The sequence below is a fragment of the Roseibium sp. MB-4 genome (assembly GCF_053005265.1).
In genome coordinates, this window is the sequence record NZ_JBRKQB010000001.1 from 1,169,363 (window position 1) to 1,192,581 (window position 23,219).

18 protein-coding genes are annotated in these 23,219 nt (G+C 56.8%); 7 read left to right on the plus strand and 11 right to left on the minus strand.

The window, feature by feature from the left end; translation table 11 throughout:
• Positions 1-59: 59 nt before the first annotated feature.
• Positions 60-1,271 (minus strand): MBL fold metallo-hydrolase, encoded by a 1,212-nt coding sequence (locus tag ACVDG4_RS05465; RefSeq protein WP_447234291.1) that lies wholly within the window; start codon positions 1,269-1,271, stop codon positions 60-62.
• 401 nt (positions 1,272-1,672) lie between these two features.
• On the opposite strand from ACVDG4_RS05465, the gene ACVDG4_RS05470 reads away from it, so the two are divergent.
• On the plus strand, positions 1,673-2,137 hold the full coding sequence (locus tag ACVDG4_RS05470) for a MarR family winged helix-turn-helix transcriptional regulator (protein ID WP_447234292.1): 465 nt from the start codon (positions 1,673-1,675) through the stop codon (positions 2,135-2,137).
• Between the two features lie 423 nt (positions 2,138-2,560).
• Positions 2,561-3,604: a DUF2865 domain-containing protein gene (locus tag ACVDG4_RS05475; RefSeq protein WP_447234293.1), complete on the plus strand. Its 1,044-nt coding sequence runs from the start codon at positions 2,561-2,563 to the stop codon at positions 3,602-3,604.
• On the opposite strand, the gene gltX is transcribed toward ACVDG4_RS05475, so the two are convergent.
• The 5 genes from gltX to ACVDG4_RS05500 all read right to left on the minus strand — a co-directional run bounded on the left by gltX (position 3,567) and on the right by ACVDG4_RS05500 (position 10,162).
• Entirely contained in the window at positions 3,567-4,928 is a 1,362-nt protein-coding gene (gene gltX / locus ACVDG4_RS05480) for a glutamate--tRNA ligase (RefSeq protein ID WP_447234294.1), read from the minus strand. The genes ACVDG4_RS05475 and gltX overlap by 38 nt on opposite strands.
• An 83-nt stretch (positions 4,929-5,011) precedes the next feature.
• On the minus strand, positions 5,012-6,235 hold the full coding sequence (locus tag ACVDG4_RS05485; protein WP_447234295.1) for an MFS transporter: 1,224 nt from the start codon (positions 6,233-6,235) through the stop codon (positions 5,012-5,014).
• A gap of 24 nt (positions 6,236-6,259) precedes the next feature.
• A complete protein-coding gene (locus tag ACVDG4_RS05490; RefSeq protein ID WP_447234296.1) occupies positions 6,260-7,927 on the minus strand; it encodes an NAD+ synthase in 1,668 nt (555 codons plus the stop codon).
• A gap of 119 nt (positions 7,928-8,046) precedes the next feature.
• Positions 8,047-8,580 (minus strand): response regulator, encoded by a 534-nt coding sequence (locus ACVDG4_RS05495; RefSeq protein ID WP_447234297.1) that lies wholly within the window; start codon positions 8,578-8,580, stop codon positions 8,047-8,049.
• A gap of 199 nt (positions 8,581-8,779) precedes the next feature.
• Entirely contained in the window at positions 8,780-10,162 is a 1,383-nt protein-coding gene (locus ACVDG4_RS05500) for a class II 3-deoxy-7-phosphoheptulonate synthase (RefSeq protein WP_133950434.1), read from the minus strand.
• A gap of 275 nt (positions 10,163-10,437) precedes the next feature.
• Here ACVDG4_RS05500 and ACVDG4_RS05505 point away from each other — a divergent pair, with 275 nt between their 5' ends.
• Positions 10,438-11,172: a VIT1/CCC1 transporter family protein gene (locus tag ACVDG4_RS05505; protein ID WP_133950436.1), complete on the plus strand. Its 735-nt coding sequence runs from the start codon at positions 10,438-10,440 to the stop codon at positions 11,170-11,172.
• A gap of 59 nt (positions 11,173-11,231) precedes the next feature.
• Here ACVDG4_RS05505 and ACVDG4_RS05510 read toward each other — a convergent pair whose 3' ends face one another.
• Together ACVDG4_RS05510 and ACVDG4_RS05515 are read right to left on the minus strand one after the other, a co-directional pair.
• The gene (locus ACVDG4_RS05510; RefSeq protein ID WP_447234298.1) at positions 11,232-12,686 is read right to left on the minus strand and encodes an alpha/beta hydrolase family protein; all 1,455 of its coding nucleotides are present in this window, start codon (positions 12,684-12,686) and stop codon (positions 11,232-11,234) included.
• A gap of 165 nt (positions 12,687-12,851) precedes the next feature.
• Positions 12,852-13,445, minus strand: coding sequence for a gamma-glutamylcyclotransferase family protein (locus ACVDG4_RS05515; RefSeq protein WP_447234299.1), 594 nt, complete (start codon positions 13,443-13,445; stop codon positions 12,852-12,854).
• Positions 13,446-13,494: 49 nt separating this feature from the next.
• Between ACVDG4_RS05515 and ACVDG4_RS05520 the strand changes: the two genes are divergently transcribed.
• The 3 genes from ACVDG4_RS05520 to ACVDG4_RS05530 all read left to right on the plus strand — a co-directional run bounded on the left by ACVDG4_RS05520 (position 13,495) and on the right by ACVDG4_RS05530 (position 18,208).
• Positions 13,495-14,682 carry an aminotransferase class V-fold PLP-dependent enzyme gene (locus ACVDG4_RS05520; protein WP_447234300.1) on the plus strand — a complete coding sequence of 396 codons (1,188 nt, stop codon included), beginning with the start codon at positions 13,495-13,497 and terminating at the stop codon, positions 14,680-14,682.
• 166 nt (positions 14,683-14,848) lie between these two features.
• Positions 14,849-16,387 carry a diguanylate cyclase domain-containing protein gene (locus tag ACVDG4_RS05525; RefSeq protein WP_447234301.1) on the plus strand — a complete coding sequence of 513 codons (1,539 nt, stop codon included), beginning with the start codon at positions 14,849-14,851 and terminating at the stop codon, positions 16,385-16,387.
• Positions 16,388-16,678: 291 nt separating this feature from the next.
• Complete coding sequence (locus tag ACVDG4_RS05530; protein ID WP_447234302.1) at positions 16,679-18,208, plus strand: sensor domain-containing diguanylate cyclase; 1,530 nt, start codon at positions 16,679-16,681, stop codon at positions 18,206-18,208.
• Between the two features lie 74 nt (positions 18,209-18,282).
• Here ACVDG4_RS05530 and gor read toward each other — a convergent pair whose 3' ends face one another.
• From gor to rpiA, 3 genes are all read right to left on the minus strand, one after another.
• Positions 18,283-19,659, minus strand: coding sequence for a glutathione-disulfide reductase (gene gor / locus ACVDG4_RS05535; protein WP_447234303.1), 1,377 nt, complete (start codon positions 19,657-19,659; stop codon positions 18,283-18,285).
• 234 nt (positions 19,660-19,893) lie between these two features.
• On the minus strand, positions 19,894-20,406 hold the full coding sequence (locus ACVDG4_RS05540) for a DUF2059 domain-containing protein (RefSeq protein WP_447234304.1): 513 nt from the start codon (positions 20,404-20,406) through the stop codon (positions 19,894-19,896).
• Between the two features lie 51 nt (positions 20,407-20,457).
• Entirely contained in the window at positions 20,458-21,156 is a 699-nt protein-coding gene (rpiA, locus tag ACVDG4_RS05545; RefSeq protein WP_447234305.1) for a ribose-5-phosphate isomerase RpiA, read from the minus strand.
• 240 nt (positions 21,157-21,396) lie between these two features.
• Here rpiA and ACVDG4_RS05550 point away from each other — a divergent pair, with 240 nt between their 5' ends.
• Positions 21,397-23,166: a methyl-accepting chemotaxis protein gene (locus tag ACVDG4_RS05550; RefSeq protein WP_447234306.1), complete on the plus strand. Its 1,770-nt coding sequence runs from the start codon at positions 21,397-21,399 to the stop codon at positions 23,164-23,166.
• The last annotated feature ends 53 nt before the right edge of the window (positions 23,167-23,219 follow it).

Consider the following 23,219-nt stretch of genomic DNA (forward strand, 5'->3'; position numbering starts at 1 on the left):
GCAAAACCGCCCGGGCCATGGTAGGACCCGAGCGGTGTTTATCGAGTATTGCCTGCTGTTTAGGCGCCGGCTTTTTCCAGAACCTTCTCGTCCTGGTCAACATCTTCCTCCAGAAGGAGTTCGTCGTCTGGAGCCGCCTCTTCACCGCCAGCAAGCAGAGACGCTGCAAAGTCACTGTCAGTTACGAGTTCATTTGAAGCTTCTGAGGTCTCGCCCGTGTCTTGTTCAATATCCGCATCAGAGGCCTCTGCCACTATCTCTTCGGCAGCCACTGGCTCATCTTCTGCTACGGCGACTTCCGTTTTTTGAGAAACCGGCGATGTGCGGGTCAGCGCATCTTCCAGATCGTCGCAACGTTCCCGTGTCCAGATCTGCGGCTGGTCCAGCCCCTGCGCTTCATCATACGCCCTTGCGACGTTGAACGGCAGGTGCGCATCAAAGAGCAGCGCGCTGCCAAATCTCGGCTGAAGCGCATCGTTGAGGGATTGGAAGGTGTCGTGCAGGCCCAACTTGCTCTCGGCACAAGCTGCAGCCGCATCGCGCAAAGTCACGACATAGTCGCGGGTTGTTTCAATCGCGGTTGCGACGGCTGCAGATCCGATTGCCGGACGGCCATGGCCTGGGACCAACGCAGAAGGCCGGAACGCCATGATCCGGTCCAATGCCCGCGGCCAATCGGCAAGGTGCGCGTCGCCGCAATAAGGAGCAGTGTTTGATTGAACCAGACCGCCAGCATAGAGCACGGAACTGTCTGAGACCCAAACGACGAGGTCACCCATGGTGTGTCCCCGCCCAAGATGCATCAGGCGCACTTCGCGGCCGCCAAGATCAATGGACATGGATGATGCGATTGTCATGGTCGGCATCGCCAGCGCCGGGAGCGCATGACCAGCAGGATAAAAGTCCGGATACCGGGCTTTCAGAACTTCACGATCATCAAGACCGCGGGTTTCCATCATGCGTTTGGTCAGATCAGACGCGATCACCTCGCCAGCGTCAAAGGCTGCGGCACCAGCAGTGCTGTCGCCATGGAAATGTGTCAGCAGCAGGACCTTGATCGGTTTGTCCGAGATCTCGCGGATCTTTTTGAGGAAAATCTGGCCGAGTTCTTCCGTCGGCTGGGCGTCAATGACAAGGAGCCCGCGCTCGCCAACGATCACACCGGTATTCGGACACCCTTCGGCAGAAATGGCATAGCACCCGGATCCAAGGTCATGGATCTTCGCGTCTTGTCCGAGTTCACGTTCAGATGATGTGTCTGCCGTAGTCATGACAGCCTCGCTTTCCTGCCAGCCAACCCGATGAGCAATTCACCGGTCTCAGGGTGTGAATATGTTCTTGCCACACCAGCGTCACTTGTTACGGCATCGATTCGCAAATTTTGGTGCATTATTTCGTTAAACGTTTCTTTCTTATCAACAGATAGGTCCAGTAATTGCGCCTCATACAGGCATTTCTATGGCATTGAACCGAACAACGAGAAGCAAACGCTCCGTAGATTTGCAAAATGACCGCCGAGTGCTTTCCCCTCTGTTTTGACCAGCTATACTTCTGCTTGGTTACCATTGAGGCCCTGACCACCGAAAACCAATCGGCTTGACGGGGTGCTGCGCCTCTCCAGCATGCGATCCGTATCTTGCGTGAAGCATGTCCCAACAAGACCTGAGTTCTCATGCCCAAAACCAGCAATGTGCCCCAAGAAACAGCAGTGCTGAAACTCAATGAGTTTCTTCCCTACCGGCTGAACCATCTGGCAGAGACCGTCAGCCGGTCGCTGTCCAAGATCTACGCGGATGATTTCGGGATCGGGATCCCGGAATGGCGCGTGGTGGCAACACTCGGCGAACATGTAGCAATGACAGCGCGCGACATCGGCAAAGCGACGTCCATGCACAAAACGAAGGTGAGCCGCGCCGTCGCCGCTTTGGAGAAAAAAGGGCATCTCAGTCGCGGCGCGAACCCCGATGACCAGCGCGAACAACTCTTGCAACTCACCGATAGTGGCCGTGCCATGTATGAGGACCTCGTGCCAAAAGCGTTGGGCTATTCCCTTCACTTGGAAGCGGCCTTGAGCAAAGAGCAGCGCATCGCTCTGGACGAAATCTTTCAACGTCTTCATGCCGCTGCGGAAAAATAAGCCTGCCGCCCTGCCCGCCATTAACCGAACATGAGAGCTTTCCTTGATATGGGTTGGCTTCGAGAGGATACTGGTCCGGCTGTTTGAGCAGCAAGGCGCGGGGATGATATGCGCCGGTGGGGAAAAGTGATGAGGCTTTGCAGTCATGCCGCGTTTTTGGCAATGTCGTGCGCGCTGGCGTTTGCGCCGGTGCAGCTTCTTATTGCTGTCCCGGCAGAGGCTGCAAGCTGTGCCAGCTTGACATCGGAACTGCGGCAACTTCAGTCTCGCGGTAACCGACCGTCCGCGGGTGCTCAAAAATGGCAAACCGCTAAAAGCCAGCAGAAAAAGGCGCTCAGCGCCGCAGAGCGGGACTTCAGCTATCTTGGTTGCAACAGCAACGCCAGCCCGCAGTGCCAGGCACTGTCTGGCAAAGTGCAGCGCATGCGTTCCAATTTAAGAGCCATCGATCGTCAATTGGCAAAGGCTGGTGGTGGAAACGCCAGCAATCAAAAACGCATCCGGCAGGTACAGACGGCCCTCAAGCGCCAAAACTGCGGCTCCCCCGCGAATACGCGCAATGCGGCCGCCAATCCGAACTCTGGAGATACGCCGCGTTCGCTGCTGGCCCGACTTTTCAACCCGCAGCAAACGCCAGCTCAAACCAAGCAACAAGAGACTGCTCAAAGCACCAAGAAACGCACCAGTTCCAGCGGCAAGCGCAGGATCCCATCTGGAGGAACGTTTCGGACCCTGTGTGTACGCACGTGCGATGGGTATTTTTTCCCGGTCAGTTTTGCGACCGGAAAACGGCAGTTTGCCAATGATGCGGCCCGCTGCAACGAGATTTGCCCGGCCTCTGAAACCGAGCTCTACGTCTACAAGAACCCGGGCGGCGACCGGTCCGACATGATGTCACTCGCAGGTGATCTTTATTCCGAACAACCGTTTGCTGATCGTTACAAAAGCGAGTTTGTCGAGGGATGCAGCTGCCGGCTGACGGGGAAGGCGAAGAGCCGCTCTGGCTGGACAGAAGTCAGCAACCCCGGCGCATCCGGACGGCGAATTGCGTTTTCGGACATCAGCAGTGGGCTGCCGCCAAGCTACACAGCTGAAAACATCCGCACTTCGCCGCCAGCAAATCTTGAGTCGAACTCAACGCTGTCCCGGACGCCGCTGACCAAAGAGCAGCTGCCAGCTTATGAAGACCCTGACACCCGCGCGAACCTGGAAAAAGGTTTTGATGTGACAGCGTCGATCGCGAAAGCCGCCGAACAGCTCAAACCGGCTGCCACTGAAGGCGACGGTTCGAACGGCAAACCTGGAGAGCTGCCGTTACTTGGAAACCGCAGATCTCTGGCGGACGAGAACCTTGAAACAGCCTCGATCCCGCCGGTCTTCAAGTCGGACGACCCGGGGTTCCGTCCGGCCCCGGATCGTGATGTCCCTGTCAGGGTAGTCGGTCCAGAATACTTTTACGCCCAATAAGCGGCAGCATTTCCTTCATATCAGGACCGTGATCGAGACCCGTGAGCACACGGCGAAGCGGCATGAACAGCCCCCGCCCCTTGCGGCCGGTTTCCGCCTTCAGCGCTGATGTCCATGCCCCCCAGGTATCCAGGGTCATTTCACCATCCGGAAGAAGCTCTTTCGCCTTAGCGATGAACTCCCGGTCTTCATCTTCAATTCGGCTTTCAACCGGACCGCCGACAATCTGCCAATAGCCTTTGGCATCATTCACGGTTTCACAGTTGCCGCGAATGGCGGTCCAGAAGGCCTCGCCGCCGCCGACACCCATCTCATCGAGCCGATCCTTGGCATCTGCATACGGCATTTCATGCACAAGGCGCGCATTCAGGCCTTTGAGATCTTCCGGATCGAATTTGGCAGAGGACCGTGACACGCTGGTCAGATCGAATTTCTCCACCAGGGCGTCCATGCTTGGAACAGCTTCAACGGCTTGGCTGGTCCCGGTCAGGACAGCAAGCGAACAGACCGCCATCGCCTCAACACCGGATTCCCGCAGCGACCCGATCGACAAGGCCCCCTTGCGCTTTGAAAGCCCTTCGCCATCCCGCGTGGTCAGCAGATTGTGGTGACCGAAGACAGGCGCTTTTGCGCCCAGTGCCTCGAAGATCGCGATCTGGACACCGGTGTTCGACACATGATCCTCACCGCGGATGATATGGGACACACCCATATCGATGTCGTCGACGATCGACGGCAACGTGTAGAGAAACGTGCCGTCCGCGCGGATCAGGACCGGATCGGACATGGAGGCCAAGTCTACGGTCTGATCACCACGGCACAGATCGTTCCAGGTCACTTCGGTGCGTTTGGTCTGGAACGGATCGCCGTCGTGGTTCGGCAGTACGAACCGCCAATGCGGCTTGCGGCCTTCCGCTTCGAACGCGGCCCGCTCTTCCTCTGTCTGCTTCAGTCCGGCGCGGTCATAGACCGGAGGGCGGCCAAGCGCGCGCTGACGGGATCGGCGACGCTCCAGCTCGTCCGGTGTTTCGTAGCACGGGTACAAAAGGCCTGCGGTTTTCAACTTTTCCGCAGCCGCCTCATAGGCAGCCACCCGGTCAGATTGCCGCTCAATCACGTCGGGTGAAATGCCGAGCCAGCGGAGATCGGTTTCGATCGATTCCGCATACTCCTTCTTGGAGCGTTCAAGATCGGTGTCGTCGAAACGCAGGATGAAGCGCCCGCCCATCTTCTTGGCATAAAGCCAGTTATAGAGGGCCGGACGGCTATTGCCGATGTGAATGTGGCCGGTCGGAGACGGCGCGAAGCGTACAGTAACAGTCATGCGCCTCAGGTACCCGCCTCCCTTGAGCTCTGCAAGTGCAAATGGTGATTTTACCCCGTTTGGCCGGGCCAGATTTCAGCTTTTCAAGCCAACGGACCGTTTTGTCGGTCACGAAGCTTGCGCGACGCTATTGCAAGTCCACCTGTCATGAGCGCGCAGTACCCGCTCATCACCAGAAGCTGACGATCAAAGTCGACACCGGCATCGATAAGAACGCCGACCAAGCCCGGGCCAGCGGCCGACGAGAACACCATCAAAGCAAATGCGACAGAGCGGATCGCGCCGATATGACGGCTGCCATAAAGCTCCGGCCAGAGCGCACCGGACATTGCGGCGGTAAATCCGCTGCTGATGCCGAGAAGCCCCATGAACAAAAAGGCTGTTGGTGCGGCCGGGAGCAATGCAAGCACAAGACACCCGGAGAAGAGCGGCAGCAGCACGGCCGGAAGCAGTGCCCGCGCGGAATACCTGTCGATCAGCGGCCCAAGCACCAGCGCCGTGGCAATTGCAGTGCCGGCCATGACCGGAAAGGCGGAGGCGAAGAGCTCAAGCGGCCAGCCTCGCAACTCAGTCAGATACACCTGATTGAACAAGATGGCGGTTCCGATGAACGGTGGCGCCAGCACACCGGTTGTCAAAAGCCAGAAAATCGGGTCTCGCAGCGCCTCGCCGCGCGTCCATTGACGCCCTTCGATTGCCCCCGAGCCCTGTTCGTCTGATTGCGGGATGCGATCTTTGGCAAACAACAGGGCGAGCATAGGCAGCGCCCCAAGCACCATGATGCCGGCGGAAAGCGCCCAGCTGGTCCTCCATCCCACGACCGCCGAAATCAACACAAAACTGGCCGGAAACAAGCTCTCGGCAACGGGAAATCCCATCTGCGCGACAGACACAGCTCGGCCGCGCTGCGCTGAATACCAGCGGCCCATGGCGGTCATGGAGACGTGGGTCATCATGCCCTGCCCGGACAGCCGCAGTCCGAACAGCACCACAAACAACATGAAGACCGAATTCACCAGAGCCATCGACAGACAGAAAAGGCCAAGTGCTACGCATGTTGCGAGCCCGACAAGGCGAAGGGGAAACACGTCGACGCTGCGTCCGATCCAGGGCAACGATAACGCGCTGGTTAGCGTCGCAGCCATGTAGAGAAGACCAAAATCACCGTGACTAAGATTGAATTCTTCGCGCAGGTGTCCCGATGAGAGTGCAATGTAAAAGGTCTGTCCGAACCCGGAAAATGCTGCCAGCAGAAACCCGCCGGCGAGCCAGCGGGCATTGGTTTGCAGAAACGTCAGATAGGTCATGCGTCTCCGCCGGATTGAAAAGCTCTAAGACCGGTCGCGGAAGCGGTTGGTGATCGGGTAGCGGCGGTCGCGGCCGAAATTGCGCTCCGTGATCTTGACACCGGGAGGAGCTTGTCTGCGTTTGTATTCAGCGATGTAGAGCAAATGCTCAATGCGATGAATCAGGTCACGGGAATGGCCACGTTTTTCGATTTCACCGACCGACATCTCTTTTTCGACCAGGCATTCCAGAATGTCGTCGAGCACGTCATACGGCGGCAAGGAATCCTGGTCCGTCTGGTTTTCACGTAGTTCCGCCGTCGGGACCTTGGTGATGATGTTGGACGGAATCACCTCACCCTCCGGCCCGAGCAGGCCCGCCGGTTTGTTGGCGTTACGCCAGGCTGCCAGATGATAGACTTGGGTCTTGTAGAGATCCTTGATCGGATTGTAGCCGCCGTTCATGTCGCCATAGAGCGTTGCGTAGCCAACCGACATTTCCGACTTGTTGCCCGTGGTCATGACCATGTGGCCAAACTTGTTGGAGACGGCCATCAGGATGACGCCGCGTGTTCGGGACTGAAGGTTCTCCTCCGTCACACCCGCTTCCGTGCCTGCGAACAGCCCGTCCAGTGCCTTGGTAAATCCTTCGACCGGCTCTGCAATCGGGACCGTGTCGTACCTGAGGCCCAGCGCATTGGCGCAGTCCGCGGCATCCTTGATGCTTTCCTCTGAGGTGTAACGAAAAGGAAGCATAATGCTGTGCACCTTATCCGCTCCCAGCGCATCAACGGCCATTGCCGCGCAAATGGCAGAGTCGATGCCGCCCGAAAGGCCGAGCACCACACCCGGGAAGCCGTTCTTGGTGACATAATCGCCAAGCCCGAGCACACAGGCCCGCCAGTTGGCTTCATCAAGATCGGGAAGCTTTGCCACCGGACCGCTGGTACAAACCCAAGTTTCGCCGTCCCTTTTCCAGTCGCTGATGCCGATCGCTGTCTCAAACTGCGGCATCTGGAACGCAAGGCTCCGATCCGCCTGAAGGGCAAAGGATCCACCGTCAAAGACCAGCTCGTCCTGGCCGCCCAACTGATTGCAATAGACGAGCGGCAGATCTGTCTGAACCACCCGGGCCACGACCACTTGCAGGCGCTCTTCGGCCCGGTTCTCCCAATAAGGGGATCCGTTCGGAACCAGCAGGATTTCCGCTCCGGTTTCTTCAAGGCACTCGCAGACCTCGTCGTTCCAAATGTCTTCGCAGATCGGCAATCCGATGCGTACCCCGCGGAAGTCAACGGGCCCAGGAAGCGGCCCTGCCTTGAACACGCGCTTTTCGTCAAAAACTCCGTAGTTTGGCAGATCACTCTTGTAGCGAACCGCCTTCACTTCGCCCTGATCGATGAGAAGGACAGCGTTGTGGAGGTCGCCGGTATCGGAGTACCACGGCGTTCCCAGAATCACCGCGGGTCCACCATCGGCGGTCTCTTGGGCAAGTGTGCGCGCAGTTTCGATGCATTCACGGACAAAGGCCGGTTTCAGAACAAGATCTTCCGGCGGATAGCCGGCCAGCATCAGCTCTGACGTCAAGACCAGATCCGCCTGCTGCGCTTTTGCGTCGGCACGCGCCTGACGAACAAGCTCCGCGTTCCCGGCGACATCGCCAACGGTCGGATTGAGCTGAGCAACGGCAAGGCGGAAGGAGTTGATGGTCATGAATCTCGTGCCGGACAAAGAGGAGATCCGAGATGTACCGTCAAGAACAACGGGTTGCAATCATGCAAATGCTGAAACGAGCACCGGATTGGCCGCAACCAACAGCGAGGTGTCTCAGCTCAAAGAAGTGCGAGAGACTGGTCTTCGGCTTCAGCAGGCTGATCCGGCGCCATGGAGGACAAGTCCAGCACACTGCCGCCTGTGTGACCGGGCATCCCCGGCATGGAAATTCCCGTGCTGCGTCCCTGCAGTTCCTGACGCTGTAGAATTTCGCCAATATGCCGATAAAGAACTGCGGGCGCCACAGGTTTTGCGACAAGGCCATGAATACCGATATTAAGCGCTTCCAGAATGATCGGACGGCGGGCGTGGGCTGTGATCACAAGGACTGGCGTTGTCTTGATAATCGGGTCCGTATCCTTGCGCAGTATTCTGAGGAAGTCGGCGCCGCTAAACGGGCTCATGTTCCAATCACACAAGACAATATCGGGTTTACGGTCGACGACCAACTCAAGGGCTTCAGCCCCTTCGGTGGCCTCACAGATCGTGCGAACACCAAATCCTCCGACAACGGAGCGCAAGATCGTGCGCATGTGTGGATTGTCCTCCACCACCAGGCACGAAATCTTAGAAAGATCCCACGGTTCGCGCACGCTTCAAAATCCCCTACCCAGAGCGTCCGGTTGACGAGCACCGCCCCCTCTGCGGTGCAAATATCCCAGGTCGCACATATGCATCTGGAGCCTTAACCGCCTGTTACCGCGGCGGCAGAATTGACAAAAATCGATATAAAAAAATGAGGGGCAGCCGAAGCTGCCCCTCAAAACTATCAAACACCGGAAAAGTGCGGTCTTAAGCGCTCGCAGCCAGGGGTTCTTTCTGCTTGCCGTCTTTCTCTTTCTTGAGGTTTTCAGCGATCAGGAAAGCCAGCTCAAGAGCCTGGTCCGCATTGAGACGCGGATCGCAATGGGTGTGGTAACGATCACCGAGTTGCTCTTCGGTCAGGGCCCGGGCACCGCCGGTGCATTCGGTGACGTTCCGGCCGGTCATCTCAACGTGTACGCCACCCGCATGGGTTCCTTCCGCGCGGTGAACGGCGAAGAAGGCTTCCACCTCCTTCAAGATCCGGTCGAACGGCCGGGTTTTGTAGCCACCGGCAGAAATCGTATTGCCATGCATCGGGTCACATGACCAAACCACCGACTTGCCTTCCCGCTCAACAGCGCGCACGAGCTGCGGCAGGTGATCGAACACCTTGTCGGAGCCGAAACGGGCGATCAAGGTGAGACGGCCTGGCTCATTGTCTGGGTTCAATGCGTCGATCAGCTCCAGAAGGCCATCCGGCGTCAGGGACGGACCACATTTCAGGCCAATCGGGTTTTTGATGCCACGGAAGAACTCGACATGCGCATGGTCAGGTTGGCGGGTCCGGTCGCCGATCCACAGCATGTGGCCAGACGTTGCGTACCAGTCACCGGACGTGGAATCGACGCGGGTCAGCGCTTCTTCATAACCCAGCAAAAGCGCTTCATGGCTGGTGAAGAAATCTGTTCCGCGTAGTTGCGGAACGCTGTCACCGTTGATGCCGCATGCGCGCATGAAGGCAAGCGACTCGCTGATGCGGTCTGCCAATTCCTTGTAACGGTGGCCTTGCGGGCTGTCGGTGATGAAACCGAGCATCCACTGATGCACCTGGTCTAGATTGGCAAAACCACCTTGCGAGAAGGCACGCAGCAAATTCAGCGTTGCCGCCGACTGACGGTACGCCATCGACATACGGGTCGGGTCCGGAATACGGCTGTCCGAGGTGAAGTTGATGTCGTTAATGATGTCACCGCGGTAGCTCGGCAACTCAACATCACCCTTCTTCTCTATATTGGAAGAGCGCGGCTTGGCGAACTGACCGGCGATCCGGCCAACCTTCACCACCGGCTGGCTCGCTGCATAGGTGAGCACAACCGCCATCTGCAGAAACACACGGAAGAAGTCACGAATGTGGTCCGGATGGTGTTCGGCAAAGCTTTCGGCGCAGTCACCGCCTTGCAGCAGAAACCCCTTGCCGTTGGCAACATCCGCAAGCTGGCTCTTCAGCGCCCGCGCTTCACCGGCAAAAACCAGCGGCGGATAGGTCGACAGGCGCTGCTCAACATCTGTCAAAGCCGCCTGATCAGGATATTCCGGGACCTGCAAGATCGGTTTTGATCTCCAGCTGTCCGGGCTCCACTTGTCCGCCATAGTACCAACTCCTCATCGGGACGGTCCGTTCAATTCGAACTCCAGACACACGTCCCGCGATATTTTTGTTCGTTTCCGCCCACTCAAACAGAGCAAACGTGCGGCCTTATACACGGCGTTCAGCCTGATTGCCACCCACGCTTCACAGCAAAAATGCCCCTTGCGGAACGCTGGCCAAATAGTGTTGCCCAAAGCCCACGGGCGATTGCGGCGGATCAAGGTTTTGACGATCAGATCACCCTAAACTTGGCCGACGCTAGCCAGGGAAACCAGCCATGCCGAACCGACCACTCGAACACAGCCACCAGCCTCATGATATCGCCGACAGATTGGCGCGGGGGCCGGATACGAGCTATTTGCGCGACTGGGTCTATGGCGGCATCGACGGCGCTGTGACCACCTTTGCCATTGTTGCCGGTTCTGTCGGAGCCAACTTATCAACACGGATCATCTTGATCCTTGGTGTTGCCAATCTCTTGGCCGACGGCTTTTCAATGGCCGCCGCCAATTATAGCGGGTCCAAGTCCGAGAATGAAGACTTTCAAAGGCTTCGTGCAATCGAGGAAAAACACATCCGGGTTGAACCGGATGGAGAGCGCGAAGAAATCAGACAGATCTTCAAGGCCAAGGGGTACGAGGGCGATGATCTGGAAGACATCGTGCGCCTGGTAACGTCCAATCGGACCACCTGGATCGAGACCATGATGCTGGCCGAATATGGCGTTTCGGATGGAGGTCGCGCGCCTTTGAAGGCAGCGCTCTATACCTTCGCTGCCTTCGTCCTATTCGGTGCACTGCCGCTCCTGCCCTTTCTCGCTGACATTGAGGCTAGCGCCGCGCTTGCATCCGGTCTCACCGCATGCGCTTTCTTCGCGATCGGGTCTTTGAGAGCCCGCTGGTCGCAGCGGCACTGGGTTGGCTGCGGGCTGGAAACAACGGCCATTGGTATGGTGGCCGCGGCCATCGCTTTTCTTGCCGGCCATGGCCTACAGCAAGTGTTCGGCGGGTGAGGCAGGCAGGAACGCCCGCCTCAATCAATGGATCAAACCGATCTTGAGTGCCGCTTAATTCAGGCGAAGAGGAAATCGCCCGCCGTCAGATCCGGCAAGGAAGGACGCCAGCCTGTATCCAGGCGCAATGTCTCGCTACCAAAAGCAATTCTGACATCGGTCCACCAACCATTGGCCGTTATGGAAAGATCGGAGAATTGCGTCACGCCGGCACCGCTCACATCGATCTTGTCTATCCCGACCTCGAAATCCTTGATTTCATCTACGCCATCACCGGATGAAAAGACAAAGGTATCGGCGCCATCCCCGCCATAAAGGGTGTCTGCACCGGCTCCGCCAACGATCACATCGTCTCCTGCGCCACCTTCCAGCGTGTCGTTTCCGGCCCCACCGAGCAACCGGTCTGCGCCGCCTTCGCCTTTCAGGTGATCGTCCCCCGCAAATCCTTCCAGCGCATCCTTGCCGGATTTACCCGCAAGCAAATCGTCTTTGCTGGAGCCGAGGATGAAGGCATCATCGCCCTGATGGCCCGTTGGATCGAACAAGGGGTTTATGTCTTCAACCCAGACGACGCCGCGCGTGAGATCGGACAGGTCCGAGACGATGACTACGCTGTCACGCGACATCTCGGTGTAGAACTCTGATCCGGCGATTGCCTCAACAACCTGTTCATAGTTGGACGGCAAATGAGCAGTCCAGGCGATCAGGTTGGTTATGTTGCCGCCATCCCAATAGGCGGGTGTTGCGTAGAAATCGTTGAAAAGCACCAGATTGCTCGTTTCATACGCGTAGTTTGTATCGTTGCCTAAGAGGTTGATCTGGCCTTCGGAAATGACCGAGGGAACCGGATCATTTTCAATATCCACGCTGAGCACTTCCGCGCCGCTGTCCAATACGGAGGCGCCGTCTTCCGGCGTATAGTGAGCTGCAAAGCCGATATAGTTGGCGGCTTTGTAAAACCCGTCGAAAAAATCATCGCTGCGCTCGGCCATGTTGGTGACAGCACCACCGCCAAGCGAATGACCCGTTACGATCAAGTCTGCGGCGGTGAGACCGTTGGATTCCAGAAGCGTCTTGATGGCCCCCATCAACTCCGGAAACGCCCCGAAAGCATAGTTCGGATCTGCGCTCAGGAATTCCAGGTAATCGATAACGTCGCCAACCGTATCGCTGATGATGTTGTCGATCGTGCCGGTCGTTCCTCGAAACGCCAAACCGATCTGGGTGATGGCACCGGTCTCATCAAATCTGGCCAGCACATCGGCCTGGGCATCCTTGAACTGGGTCGTTTCGCCCTGAAATGTGCCGTTCCGGTCAATGTCTGCCGCCGGGATGCCGAGATCATCAGGGGTGAGCACCGTCCACCCTTTGGCTTCGATTTCCTGCCGGGCAGCCTCCTCACTGTTGCCTGGCTGTAGGATGTCCTCAATGCCGTGATAGCTGTAGATCATCAGATCCCGCGCTTCCGACACGAGATCCAGAGCCTCTTGCCCCTTGTACTCAAAGAAACCCATGCACTCCTCCCAAGATTGCATTTTCTTGATATACAATCAAATATCAGGAGCTGCAGTTTACGTAAAGGGAAATTTTAATTTACACGCGCGCAGACCTCCACCTGATATGGCAGCACCTTAGGATCGGGACATCTCCCCCAAAATATTTCTCATTAAAACAGAACGTTAAGCAGATATCAGGGTCAGCTTCTGGCGCTCAATCTGGTCGTCGAACAGTTGCAAAAGCTTCGTGTCGATCTTGACTGCTCTGGGGTAAAGCGGCGCTGCCCGGTCCTGAAGGACAGGAACATGCCAGCCGTCGGTTGTGTCGAAGAAGTGGCTAACGCCCTCCTCGCCCCAGATTTGATGAAACCCGGCTAATACGCAGTCGAGATAACTTTGCAGGATCGGGTGCCGGTCACATCCCCAGCGTTCGTTTTCCGGCGTTGCCTTGAAGAGAAACAGCTCTTCCGGTCCCGGTTTGCTATCCGCCTCACACCGGAAAGACGTGCCGATCTGTCCGATCTTCTCATAACGGCTCTCACGCTGCTCCAGGGCCTGCAACCGGCTTTGCTGCTCCCGGGTCATCACGCCCCGGATTTCCGACCCCGGCTCCTGACGTACACTCAAGGCACAGCGGCCCTGACCGTTTTCCCAGACGCCGCACACACGCCACTCCCGGACCCAGCCTTTCAATCGCCCGGGAACGATTTCGGCCCCATCAGGAACCGTTGCGGCGTTGACGAGGGACCCATATCCAAAATATGTGATTGTGATCATTTTTGTTTTACATCCAATCGATTGCGTCCCGTGACCGGAAAGGCTCCCCATGATCGTCCCTTCCCTCAGCCAGAATGAAATAGACCTGATGCGGGACGAGACCCCCGGTGTAAACAGATGCATTCACTTTAACAATGCCGGAACAGGTCTTGCTGCAACACCGGTATTGGACGCTGTCAAACACCATCTTGATCTGGAAGCCACGCTCGGTGGATATGAGGCAGCCGCGGCGGCGCAGTCGGAAACGAACGCATTTTATACATCGATTGCTGCGCTGATCGGATCCACTCCAAACGAGATCGCCTTCATCGAAAATGCAACCCGCGCATGGGATATGGCGTTTTACGGGATCGACTTCCGTGAAGGTGACCGTGTCATCACAGGACGCGCGGAATACGTCTCCAATTACGTGGCACTTCTGCAGATGAAGAAGCGGAAGGGCATTGAAATCGATCTCATCGAAGATGACGAGACCGGACAGATTGATCTCAAGGCTTTGGAGGCAGCCGTCACGCCAAAAACACGCCTGATCGCCCTGACCCACATTCCGACCTTTTCCGGACTGATCAATCCGGCAGAAGATGTGGGCGAGATTGCTGCCCGGCACAAACTTCTTTACCTCCTCGATGCCTGCCAATCTGCCGGACAGATCCCGCTCAACATCAAGGAAATCAGGTGCCAGATGCTGTCGGGAACCGGCCGCAAATATCTGCGGGGACCGCGCGGGACAGGTTTTCTTTATGTCAGTGACGATGTTCTCGATCAGGTGGAACCGCCCTTTGTAGATCTCCAGGCGACCGAATGGCTGGACGAGTCCAGTTATCGTTTAGCTCCGCACGCACAACGCTTTGAGAACTGGGAACGTTATGTCGCCGGGCAGGTCGGCCTGGGCGTTGCCACCAGCTATGCAATCGGCTTCGGGATGGACCGGATCGGCGCCCGAATTTGTGCCTTGGGCGCGCAGCTCCGCTCCGAACTTTCCGCTGTTTCTGGTATCACCCTTCATGACAAAGGCGCGCGGAAAGGCGGCATCGTGACCTTCGCTGTTGATGGAGAGACACCAGCGGCCACGAAGGCGCGGCTTGCCGATCACCAGATCAATGTCTCGGTCAGTCAGGCAAGCTCAGCCCGGATTGACCTGCCGATGCGCGGTCTGGACGCGGTGATTCGCGCCTCGCTGCACGCTTTCAACACGGAGAGTGAGCTGGAACTTATGGTGAAGCTCCTGGCAGATTAGAAGCAGCCCAATTCTTAAACAAACAGTGTCGTAAAGTGTTGAAAACATCGGGTTCCAAGCACTCTTCCGTAAGGAATCTCCCGTAAGATCTTCGCTGATAGTTCAATCCGCTTGGATAATGAGAAAGACCAGCGTTCTTTGCGGACAGGAGGAGAGTGCCGGACGCATGACGACACGACAGGCGCAACCTGACCGCGGGCCTATCCCCGGTTCCGGCAGCGGCACCGTATCCGGCCGTCAAATCACCATGTGGGTCTATGGGCTCGCAGCCTTACTGATAGTCTTGTCCAGCGGCGCACTCACCCTCATCGCACAGTTCGCGTGGCGGGCCGCCGACCGGCATGCACTTGAAACAGCGCAAATGCGTTTCCTTGACACTGTGGAAGATCAGTATTGGGAAATTGCCCGCCACCAGATGACCGCCATCCAGCATCAGGATGTCCAAGAGATGCTGACAGGCCCAATGGACCGGTCTGCCGTCACCACCTCCATATTGAACCGCTTCAAAGCTGTCAGTGATCTGGAGCGCACCTATCTCATGGAAGAGAACGGTGACCTCATGGCTCTTTCAGAAACGGTTGATTACAATCAGAACGGATCAACCGCCCCATGGGAAGACACCGAAAAACTGTCTGAGCTCTTCACCGCAGCCTTCCGGTCCCCAAGTTTCCCGCGGCGCGACCGTCCTCAGGGCCCCTTCCCACCGCCACGTGCCATGTTTGACGCCTCGATCGCGGCGCTGGCCGTGATCGATGGCACCCCCGCATTGCTGAGCGCGGTTCCGGTTGAGATGGAAACACCGCTGACCGCACTCTCAGACGCCAATCCCCGGTTGCTTGTCAGCGTCTACTCTCTTGGAGAGGCCTGGTTTCAGTCGATGTCGGATCACTATGGGTTTAGTGATCTGACCTTCACCGAAGGTGCGCCTGCCCGCGAACACCCGACGCAACTGCGGGCCTATGGTCCGGACGGCAGCCTTGTCGGCTATTTTCAATGGGACCATTCCAAACCCGGATTGAGGGTCTGGATGCGCGCCCTTCCATTGATCGTGATCCTGGCGGTTTTGATTGCGGCAATTTCTGTGATTGTCGCCCGCAGGATTGGCCGCTTGTCATCAACGCTGGAACAAAGCGAACGCCGCAATCATTACTTTGCGCATCACGACAGCTTGACCGGTCTGCCGAACCGGCACCACTTTTCTGACCGCCTTGCCTACGCAATCGATGGCCTTCCCGAAAACGGGTTTGCTGTCATTGCGTGTGACCTCGACAAATTCAAACTTGTTAACGACACACATGGTCATGAGGCCGGAGATATCGTGTTGCGCGTGACGGCCTCGCGATTGCAGGACATTATCAGCGACAAGGGTGTGGTCGGGCGCATTGGCGGCGACGAATTTGTTATCTTGCTGATGAAGTATCAGGATCAGGCGGAGCTTGAGACAATTGCCAATGAGATTCTGGCTTCCGTCGCAGAGCCAATTGAAATCAATTCAGGACAGAGTGTGAGTATCGGCATCAGCCTTGGCATTGCGCTGGCGCCAAACTCAGGGATGTCGGAAAAACATCTGATCCGGGCAGCTGATACAGCGCTCTACCGGGCAAAAGATGCAGGCAGAAACGCTTTTGCCTTTGCACATGCGGAACCTGACACTGTATTCGATCGCCGAGGCGAAACGGACTGCCGCGCGAAGAGTTCGGGTTGAGTTTATTTTCAGAATTTACTTAAAGTTGCCCTACCGCATTAGAAGTCACTCTGGAACAATCGCTTTTTTTAATATTTGCGCCCGACTCTCTCGGGTCACCACCACTACTAATTAACACTTTCCAAGCTAGGATTAGCACCTCAACGCCTCAGAGGCAGCCGGGGTCCCGCCAGCTAAACGCTAGGGAACTTTGGAGGGGCACTGTCTTAACCAAAGGCGAACGATACATAGGTGCTCCGCCGGTTGTTTAGTGGCCATTTAAAAGGCCGGCGAAGGTGGGAAGAACAAACGTTGGCGGAATTTCGACGGAGATACTCTGACAAATCGGACAGTGAGTCCCGTATCCATATCTCAAGACTTGCCTTTCTCCTGGCAGCTCTCTTGATTGCGGTTACATCGGCCTCGCTAGTGTTCGTTGGTTTTGTCGCATCTCATGCATCCACGCAGCAAGCTATTGCCAACGAAGAGCGTCTCTTCCGCAATGCCCTGGAAGAACGGCTCCGGGACATTGTCCGTGAACAACGCACCGTTACCGTATCCGATGAAACCGTCCGGAAACTGGTCCGGACGTTCGATCCGGTCTATGCCCGCCAGCACTTTCACGCGCTCTGGTCCAGGTACCGGCACAACAAGGTCATCCTGATCTCCGGAAACAATCAGGTTTTGGCCGAGTCATTTCAGGACTACACCCACATAACCAAACGCCCTTCGAGTGAGACGCCCGCATTGGCCCCGGTCATCCGCAAGACGCAGGCGCTGTTCGCAGCCAATCGTGTCCGCGTGCCCGGCGGGTTTGGCCACCGGTCACTTCAAGGCCTGGACACCGATCAATATGCATTGATGGGCGTTATTCGGCTTGATGGCAAACCGGCACTTTTCTCCGCGATGCCCATCATGCCCGATGAGTACACCGCGACCCTGCCGGACGGTGGACCAACGTTGATGATCTCGGTGAAGTACATTGACGACGCGCTTCTGGAACGCCTGAACTCGCAGTTGAACTTCGCCCGGCTCCGTTTTGAGCCGAGGGCATTTGAGCCGGAAGACGGCCCTTCGCATCTGGTCACTAGCGAGGAAGGCGTTGATGTCGGCTCGTTCCGATGGGAAAGCCAGACTGTGATCGACTCAATCTGGCCGACGGTCATTCCGGTCATTGCCATGCTCAGCCTGACTTTGGGGGCACTTGCGTTCGGGATTGCCTGGCGGATCGGCCAATTGACCCGGTCACTTCAAAAGAGCGAGGAGCAGAACCGCTACCTGGCTCTGCACGACAATCTGTCAGGCCTTGCCAACCGGCTACAGTTTAACCGGGTGCTCGAAACCTCAGCTGCCGAACTGCCGCAGAAACGGTTTGCTGTCTTGCATTGCGACCTCGACAAATTCAAAGCAGTCAACGACACCTACGGGCATGCTGCTGGTGACACCGTGATCAAGATCATGGCCAAACGTCTCAACGAAACTGTCGGCAGGCCAGGTTTGGTCTGCCGGATCGGCGGTGACGAATTCATGGTGATTTACCGCGGAGGCACAAGCCGCAAAGAGTTGGACACACTTTGCCGCGCGTTGATCAACAAGGCGCTCTTGCCCATTCAAATCGAAGGCGGCAATACGGCGCATGTCGGACTGAGTATCGGCGTAGCCGTTGCCCCAGCGGATGGTACGGAACCGGAAGACTTGGTTGCCCGTTCTGATGCGGCACTCTACCGGGCAAAAGATCGCGGACGCGGTGTGCACGCGTTCTACGAGGATCTGTTGAAGGACACCTTCATCCAGGAAGATGCCGATGCAGCGAAAACCGGATTGTCCTCACTCAGCGCCTGATGTTTGCATACAGAAGAAAAAACGCCGCAAATGATTGCGGCGGTTTTTCCGTTTTGGCATCAGCGGTTTCGTTATCAGCCGCGCAAGCGTTCTGTTGGCTCGCGCATTGTAACGAGTTCTTCCGCTGCGGTCGGGTGCACCGCGATCGTCCTGTCAAAGTCAGATTTGGTTGCACCCATCTCAAGCGTTATTCCAAGGATTTGCGCAAGCTCACCAGCGTCTGGGCCAACAATGTGAACCCCAAGCACTTTTTGGCTGTCCGCATCGACGATCATCTTCATGAGCATCTTCTCATCCCGGCCAGACAGCGTATACTTCATTGGCCGGAAGCTGGACTTGTAGATGTCCAGGTTCGGTGTGCGCTCCAGCGCTTCTTCCTGTGTCAGACCGACTGTGCCCATTTCAGGCTGAGAAAACACGGCTGTCGCTATGAGGCTGTGATCCACCGTCCAGGGTTTGTTGCCGAACACGGTGTCCGCGAACGCGTGGCCTTCCCGGATTGCGACCGGGGTCAGGTTTGCCCTGTTGGTCACATCGCCAACGGCATAGATGGACTCAACATTTGTTCGGGACGCCTCATTGACCTTGATCGCACCGATCGCATCGGTTTCAACGCCTGCTTTTTCCAGTCCGAGCTCCCGCGTATGCGGGCTCCGGCCAATCGCAAACATGATCTGGTCCGCAGCCAGGTTTTCGCCGCCATTGGTGCGCCCGATCAAGGATCCGTCCGACTGCTTTTCGATGGACGAGAAGGTATCATTCAAGACAACCTTGATCCCCTTCTTTTCCATTTCCTCGCGTACAGTCCGGCGCAGGTCCGTATCAAATCCACGCAGGATTTCAGGACCCCGATAAATCAGTGTCGTGTCGACACCGAGGCCATTGAAAATGCCGGCAAACTCCACGGCGATGTAGCCGCCGCCGGCAACCACCACACGGTTCGGTAATTCGCTCAAATGAAATGCTTCATTTGACGTGATGACGTGCTCACCGCCCGGCAAGCTGTTATCAACATTTGGCGAGGCTCCGACCGCTACAAGAATATACTTCGCGGTGATCGTCTGACCCGTCGACAACAAACGAACCGTGTGGGCGTCTTCGATCACGGCGCGGCTGTCGTGGATTTCGACGCCGGTGTTGTCCAGGTTCCGGCGGTAGATGCCTTCCAGGCGCGTGATTTCCTGATCCTTTGCCGCGATCAGTTTGTCCCAGGCAAAGCTGCGTTCACCGACACTCCAGCCAAAGCCCTCAGCATCTTCAAACTCTTCGGAAAACTTGGATGCGTAGACGAACAGTTTTTTGGGAACACAGCCGCGGATCACACAGGTTCCGCCGTAACGGTATTCTTCTGCAATACCGACCCGAGCGCCATGTGTGGCCGCGATCCGGGCGGCACGAACGCCGCCGGAACCACCACCGATCACAAACAGATCATAGTCAAAATCGCTCATTCAATGCCCCTCGGGATTTGGTATTCGAACGGCCATCGCACGCGGCCATGAAGCCCAGATAAGCTCTCAGTCCCTCTTCACAAGGCTTGGCCTTGGTCAGCTCGGTGTCCTGAAACGCATACCTTATTGCACAAAGGGCCGCTTTCGCGGCCCGGTTTGCAGACAGTGCGGGCGATTGACCCGTCTCAAGATCTGAAAAAGCGTGCGCAATCTGATTGCTCACGCCTTGATCACTTATTGGTTTGTGGCCGCGGCGCTGCGCTTGTCCAATTCTTCCTGCACCATCGCAACGATATCGACGCTCAACCGATCCTGCCATTCGCGGCTGGCTTCCACAGATGCAGCTGTAATATCGGCGACACTGTCGCGCAATTTCATACCGAGCGGGGTGCGATAGAATTCAGCCAGCTGGAGCAGCTCTTCTTCGGTAAAGGCGGTCGCCCAAATGCGGAAGATCTGCTCGTTCAATACGGCACGGCGCGGGGCTAGCTCCAACGCGACCTGTTCCACGACCTCTGCGATTTCTTCCGCACGCGTCGGTTCATTCTGCGTGAATGCGGAAAGGGTCTGTTCCGCCATTACGAACAAGATGGCGTCAAACGGTTCCAGGACTTTGGTTTCCAAGGCAACAGCTTTTGCAGCTTCCAAATGACTTTCTGAAAAGCTGTCCTGAGCAACCGCACCGCCGGAGATCGCGCCCCACGCCAACATGGCGAGACCAACACCGGCAAACTTCACTGACTTCATTTCCTTGACTCCTTGGCGGTTTTCCGGAGGCGATCCGGCAACCAAAATTCGCTAAATCGACGCAGGCGTAATCGTCTTTACCCCATCTTCACCGGCCACGTAAGCCTTGGAGGCAAGATTGAGGAAAAGACCATGCTCAACAACGCCCGGGATCTTTACCAGAGCTTGTGCAAGCGTTTCAGGTTCTTCGATCTTCAGAAGATGGGCGTCAAAGATGTGATGCCCGCCATCTGTGACAAAAGGATGCTCCCCGGCCACTCTCAGCTGAAGGTTTTGAGGCAAGCCCATTTCCTTAAACAGCGACAGGATGGCCCGCCGCGTGGCTTCTTGACCAAACGGCACAACTTCAATCGGCAACGGAAATTGCCCGAGCGTATCAACGTTCTTTGTGCCATCTGCGATGACGATCATTTTGCCGGAAGCAGCTGCGACAATCTTTTCCCGCAGCAAGGCTCCGCCGCCGCCCTTAATCAGGGCCAGGTTGGCATCCAGCTCATCTGCACCGTCAACGGTCAGATCCAGCTCGGGCAACTCTTCCAAGGTGGTGAGTTTTATTCCCAAACTGGCAGCAAGCTCTGCTGTGCGCTCAGATGTTGGAACACCGATCACGTCCAGTCCGTCTGCGACCCGTTTTGCAAGGGCATGAACGAAGAACTCAGCAGTCGACCCTGTGCCGATACCAAGACGCATGCCGGAGGTGACATCCTCTGCCGCGCGTTCAGCTGCCTGCTGTTTCAGGTTGTCGCTCATCCCTCGCCCTTTCCGGCCTCAGCGTCGCTGTTTAGCACCGCATTTCCAGCGCTTGCCCTCCGATCAGTTCAGATGGCCGCGCGGTCCTTAACATGTCAGGCAAGCACGGGTCCAGATCGTTTCCAGTTTTCAACCAAGAACGGCGCCTGCCAACATATTGGGCATGGTTAACGTAAGGTTCAGACCCTTCTGGAAATATTGCCTGATTGAATCGCAGAACACTCTATAAGGGCGCGACAAATGTTCGGTGTTAAGATGCGGCGGAAGACTTCTGTTGGCGAAGTTGACTTGGTGCCTGACGACACTCAAGCACACGAGAATCCAGTCTCAGATGGCGACGCTAAAACTGAGAACGCATCCAGCGGTCTGAGCCGTGCCCTCGACAGTCTGGAAGATGACCTTCAAGTTGCTGCGAAAAGCATTGATGCTGCGGCAACCAAAGTGCAGGACCGCTTGGTGGAGCAGGCCAGCACCTTGGGATCCATCATATCTGAAAGCCAAGTCTTGACCGATCAAGCAGCTAGAGCCAACGATAATGTTGGCGAGCTGACGCATTCCATTCAAGAACTCTCCGCCGCCAGCGCACAAATCGGCTCCCAGGTTAGCGTTTCAAATGATTTGGCGGTTGAGGCCCGAGATATTGCCGACCAAGCCAATCAAGGTGTTCTAGAGCTTAAAAACGCAATCGAAGATATCGCAAATGTTGTCGGTCTCATCTCCGACATCGCAAAGCAGACCAACCTTCTGGCGCTAAATGCGACCATTGAGGCGGCACGTGCCGGGGACGCCGGCAAGGGATTTGCCGTGGTTGCGGGCGAGGTGAAGTCGCTCTCCGTGGAAACCCAGTCTGCCACAGAACAGATCGTTGCCAATATCAACAAGCTGAACCAATCCGCTGAAATGAGCATTGGGTCCGTTGGGCGGATCATTGATGTGATCGGCCAAATCCGTCCAAGTTTCGCGGCAGTCGAACAAGCGGTGCAGGCACAGGTCGAAACCACCGAAACGGTGAGCCGGCAAGCCGAGGATACAAAAAGCTTCGTTCAAGACGTCGTGCGCCACGTCGACCGGATCAACGCCTCTGCCGCCGAGGCTGAGCAAAGTGGTACGCTGGTTCGCGATGCCGGTGACAACATGAGCGCCAGCACCAAGGCCCTCCAGGCCCGCTTTGCCATGATGATCCGGCAAACGGATGTTGGTGACCGCAGGGTTGATGATCGATTGCCACTAAAATTGTCGGGAACGGCGACCAGTGGAAATGTCACGATGCGGATCGAAACGCGAGACATTTCCATGGGCGGCGTTTTGTTCATTACCGACGCTGACACTCTCCCGCACACAGGCGCTGTGCTGCGTCTTGACTTGAGTGGGATCGGCTCGACGGAAGCAAAGGTCGTAAACGTTTCAGATGGCGGATGCCATTGCGCTTTCACATCTTCGGCGGGGGCTTTCAGGAGCGCGCTCGAACAACGGATTGCATCTTTGAAGCAAGGCTTCGCCAAGCAGATTGAAACAGCGCAATCTGGTGCGGCGCGTGTCGCCGCGGCAATGGAACACATGATTGAAAGTGGTGCGTTGTCCCTGGACGCTCTCTTTGACACAGACTACAGGCCGATAGACGGCACCGACCCTCTCCAAGTCTCGACAAGAGCTCTCAGCTCCTTGGAACGCGCGCTGCCGGATATTCAGGAGGAGATCCTGAAAAACAGCTCTGGTATGGCTTTTTGCGCAGCAGTCGACCGCAACGGGTACCTACCGGTTCACAACCTCGTCTTCTCAAAACCGCAAAAACCGGATGATCCCGCCTGGAACACTGCCAACTGCCGGAACAAACGGATCTTTGATGATCGGGCCGGCTTGAGCGCCGCCCGCAACATGCGGCCTTACCTTGTCCAGTCCTATCCAAGGGACATGGGGGGCGGAAACATCATCTGGATGCAGGAAATCGATGCGCCGATCCTGGTGCAAGGCCGCCATTGGGGCGGGTTTCGCACGGCCTATAAGCTGTGACAACCGACGGCCTTGTAACGTTTTGATTTTCGCCTCAAAGGCTGGCGTCCATT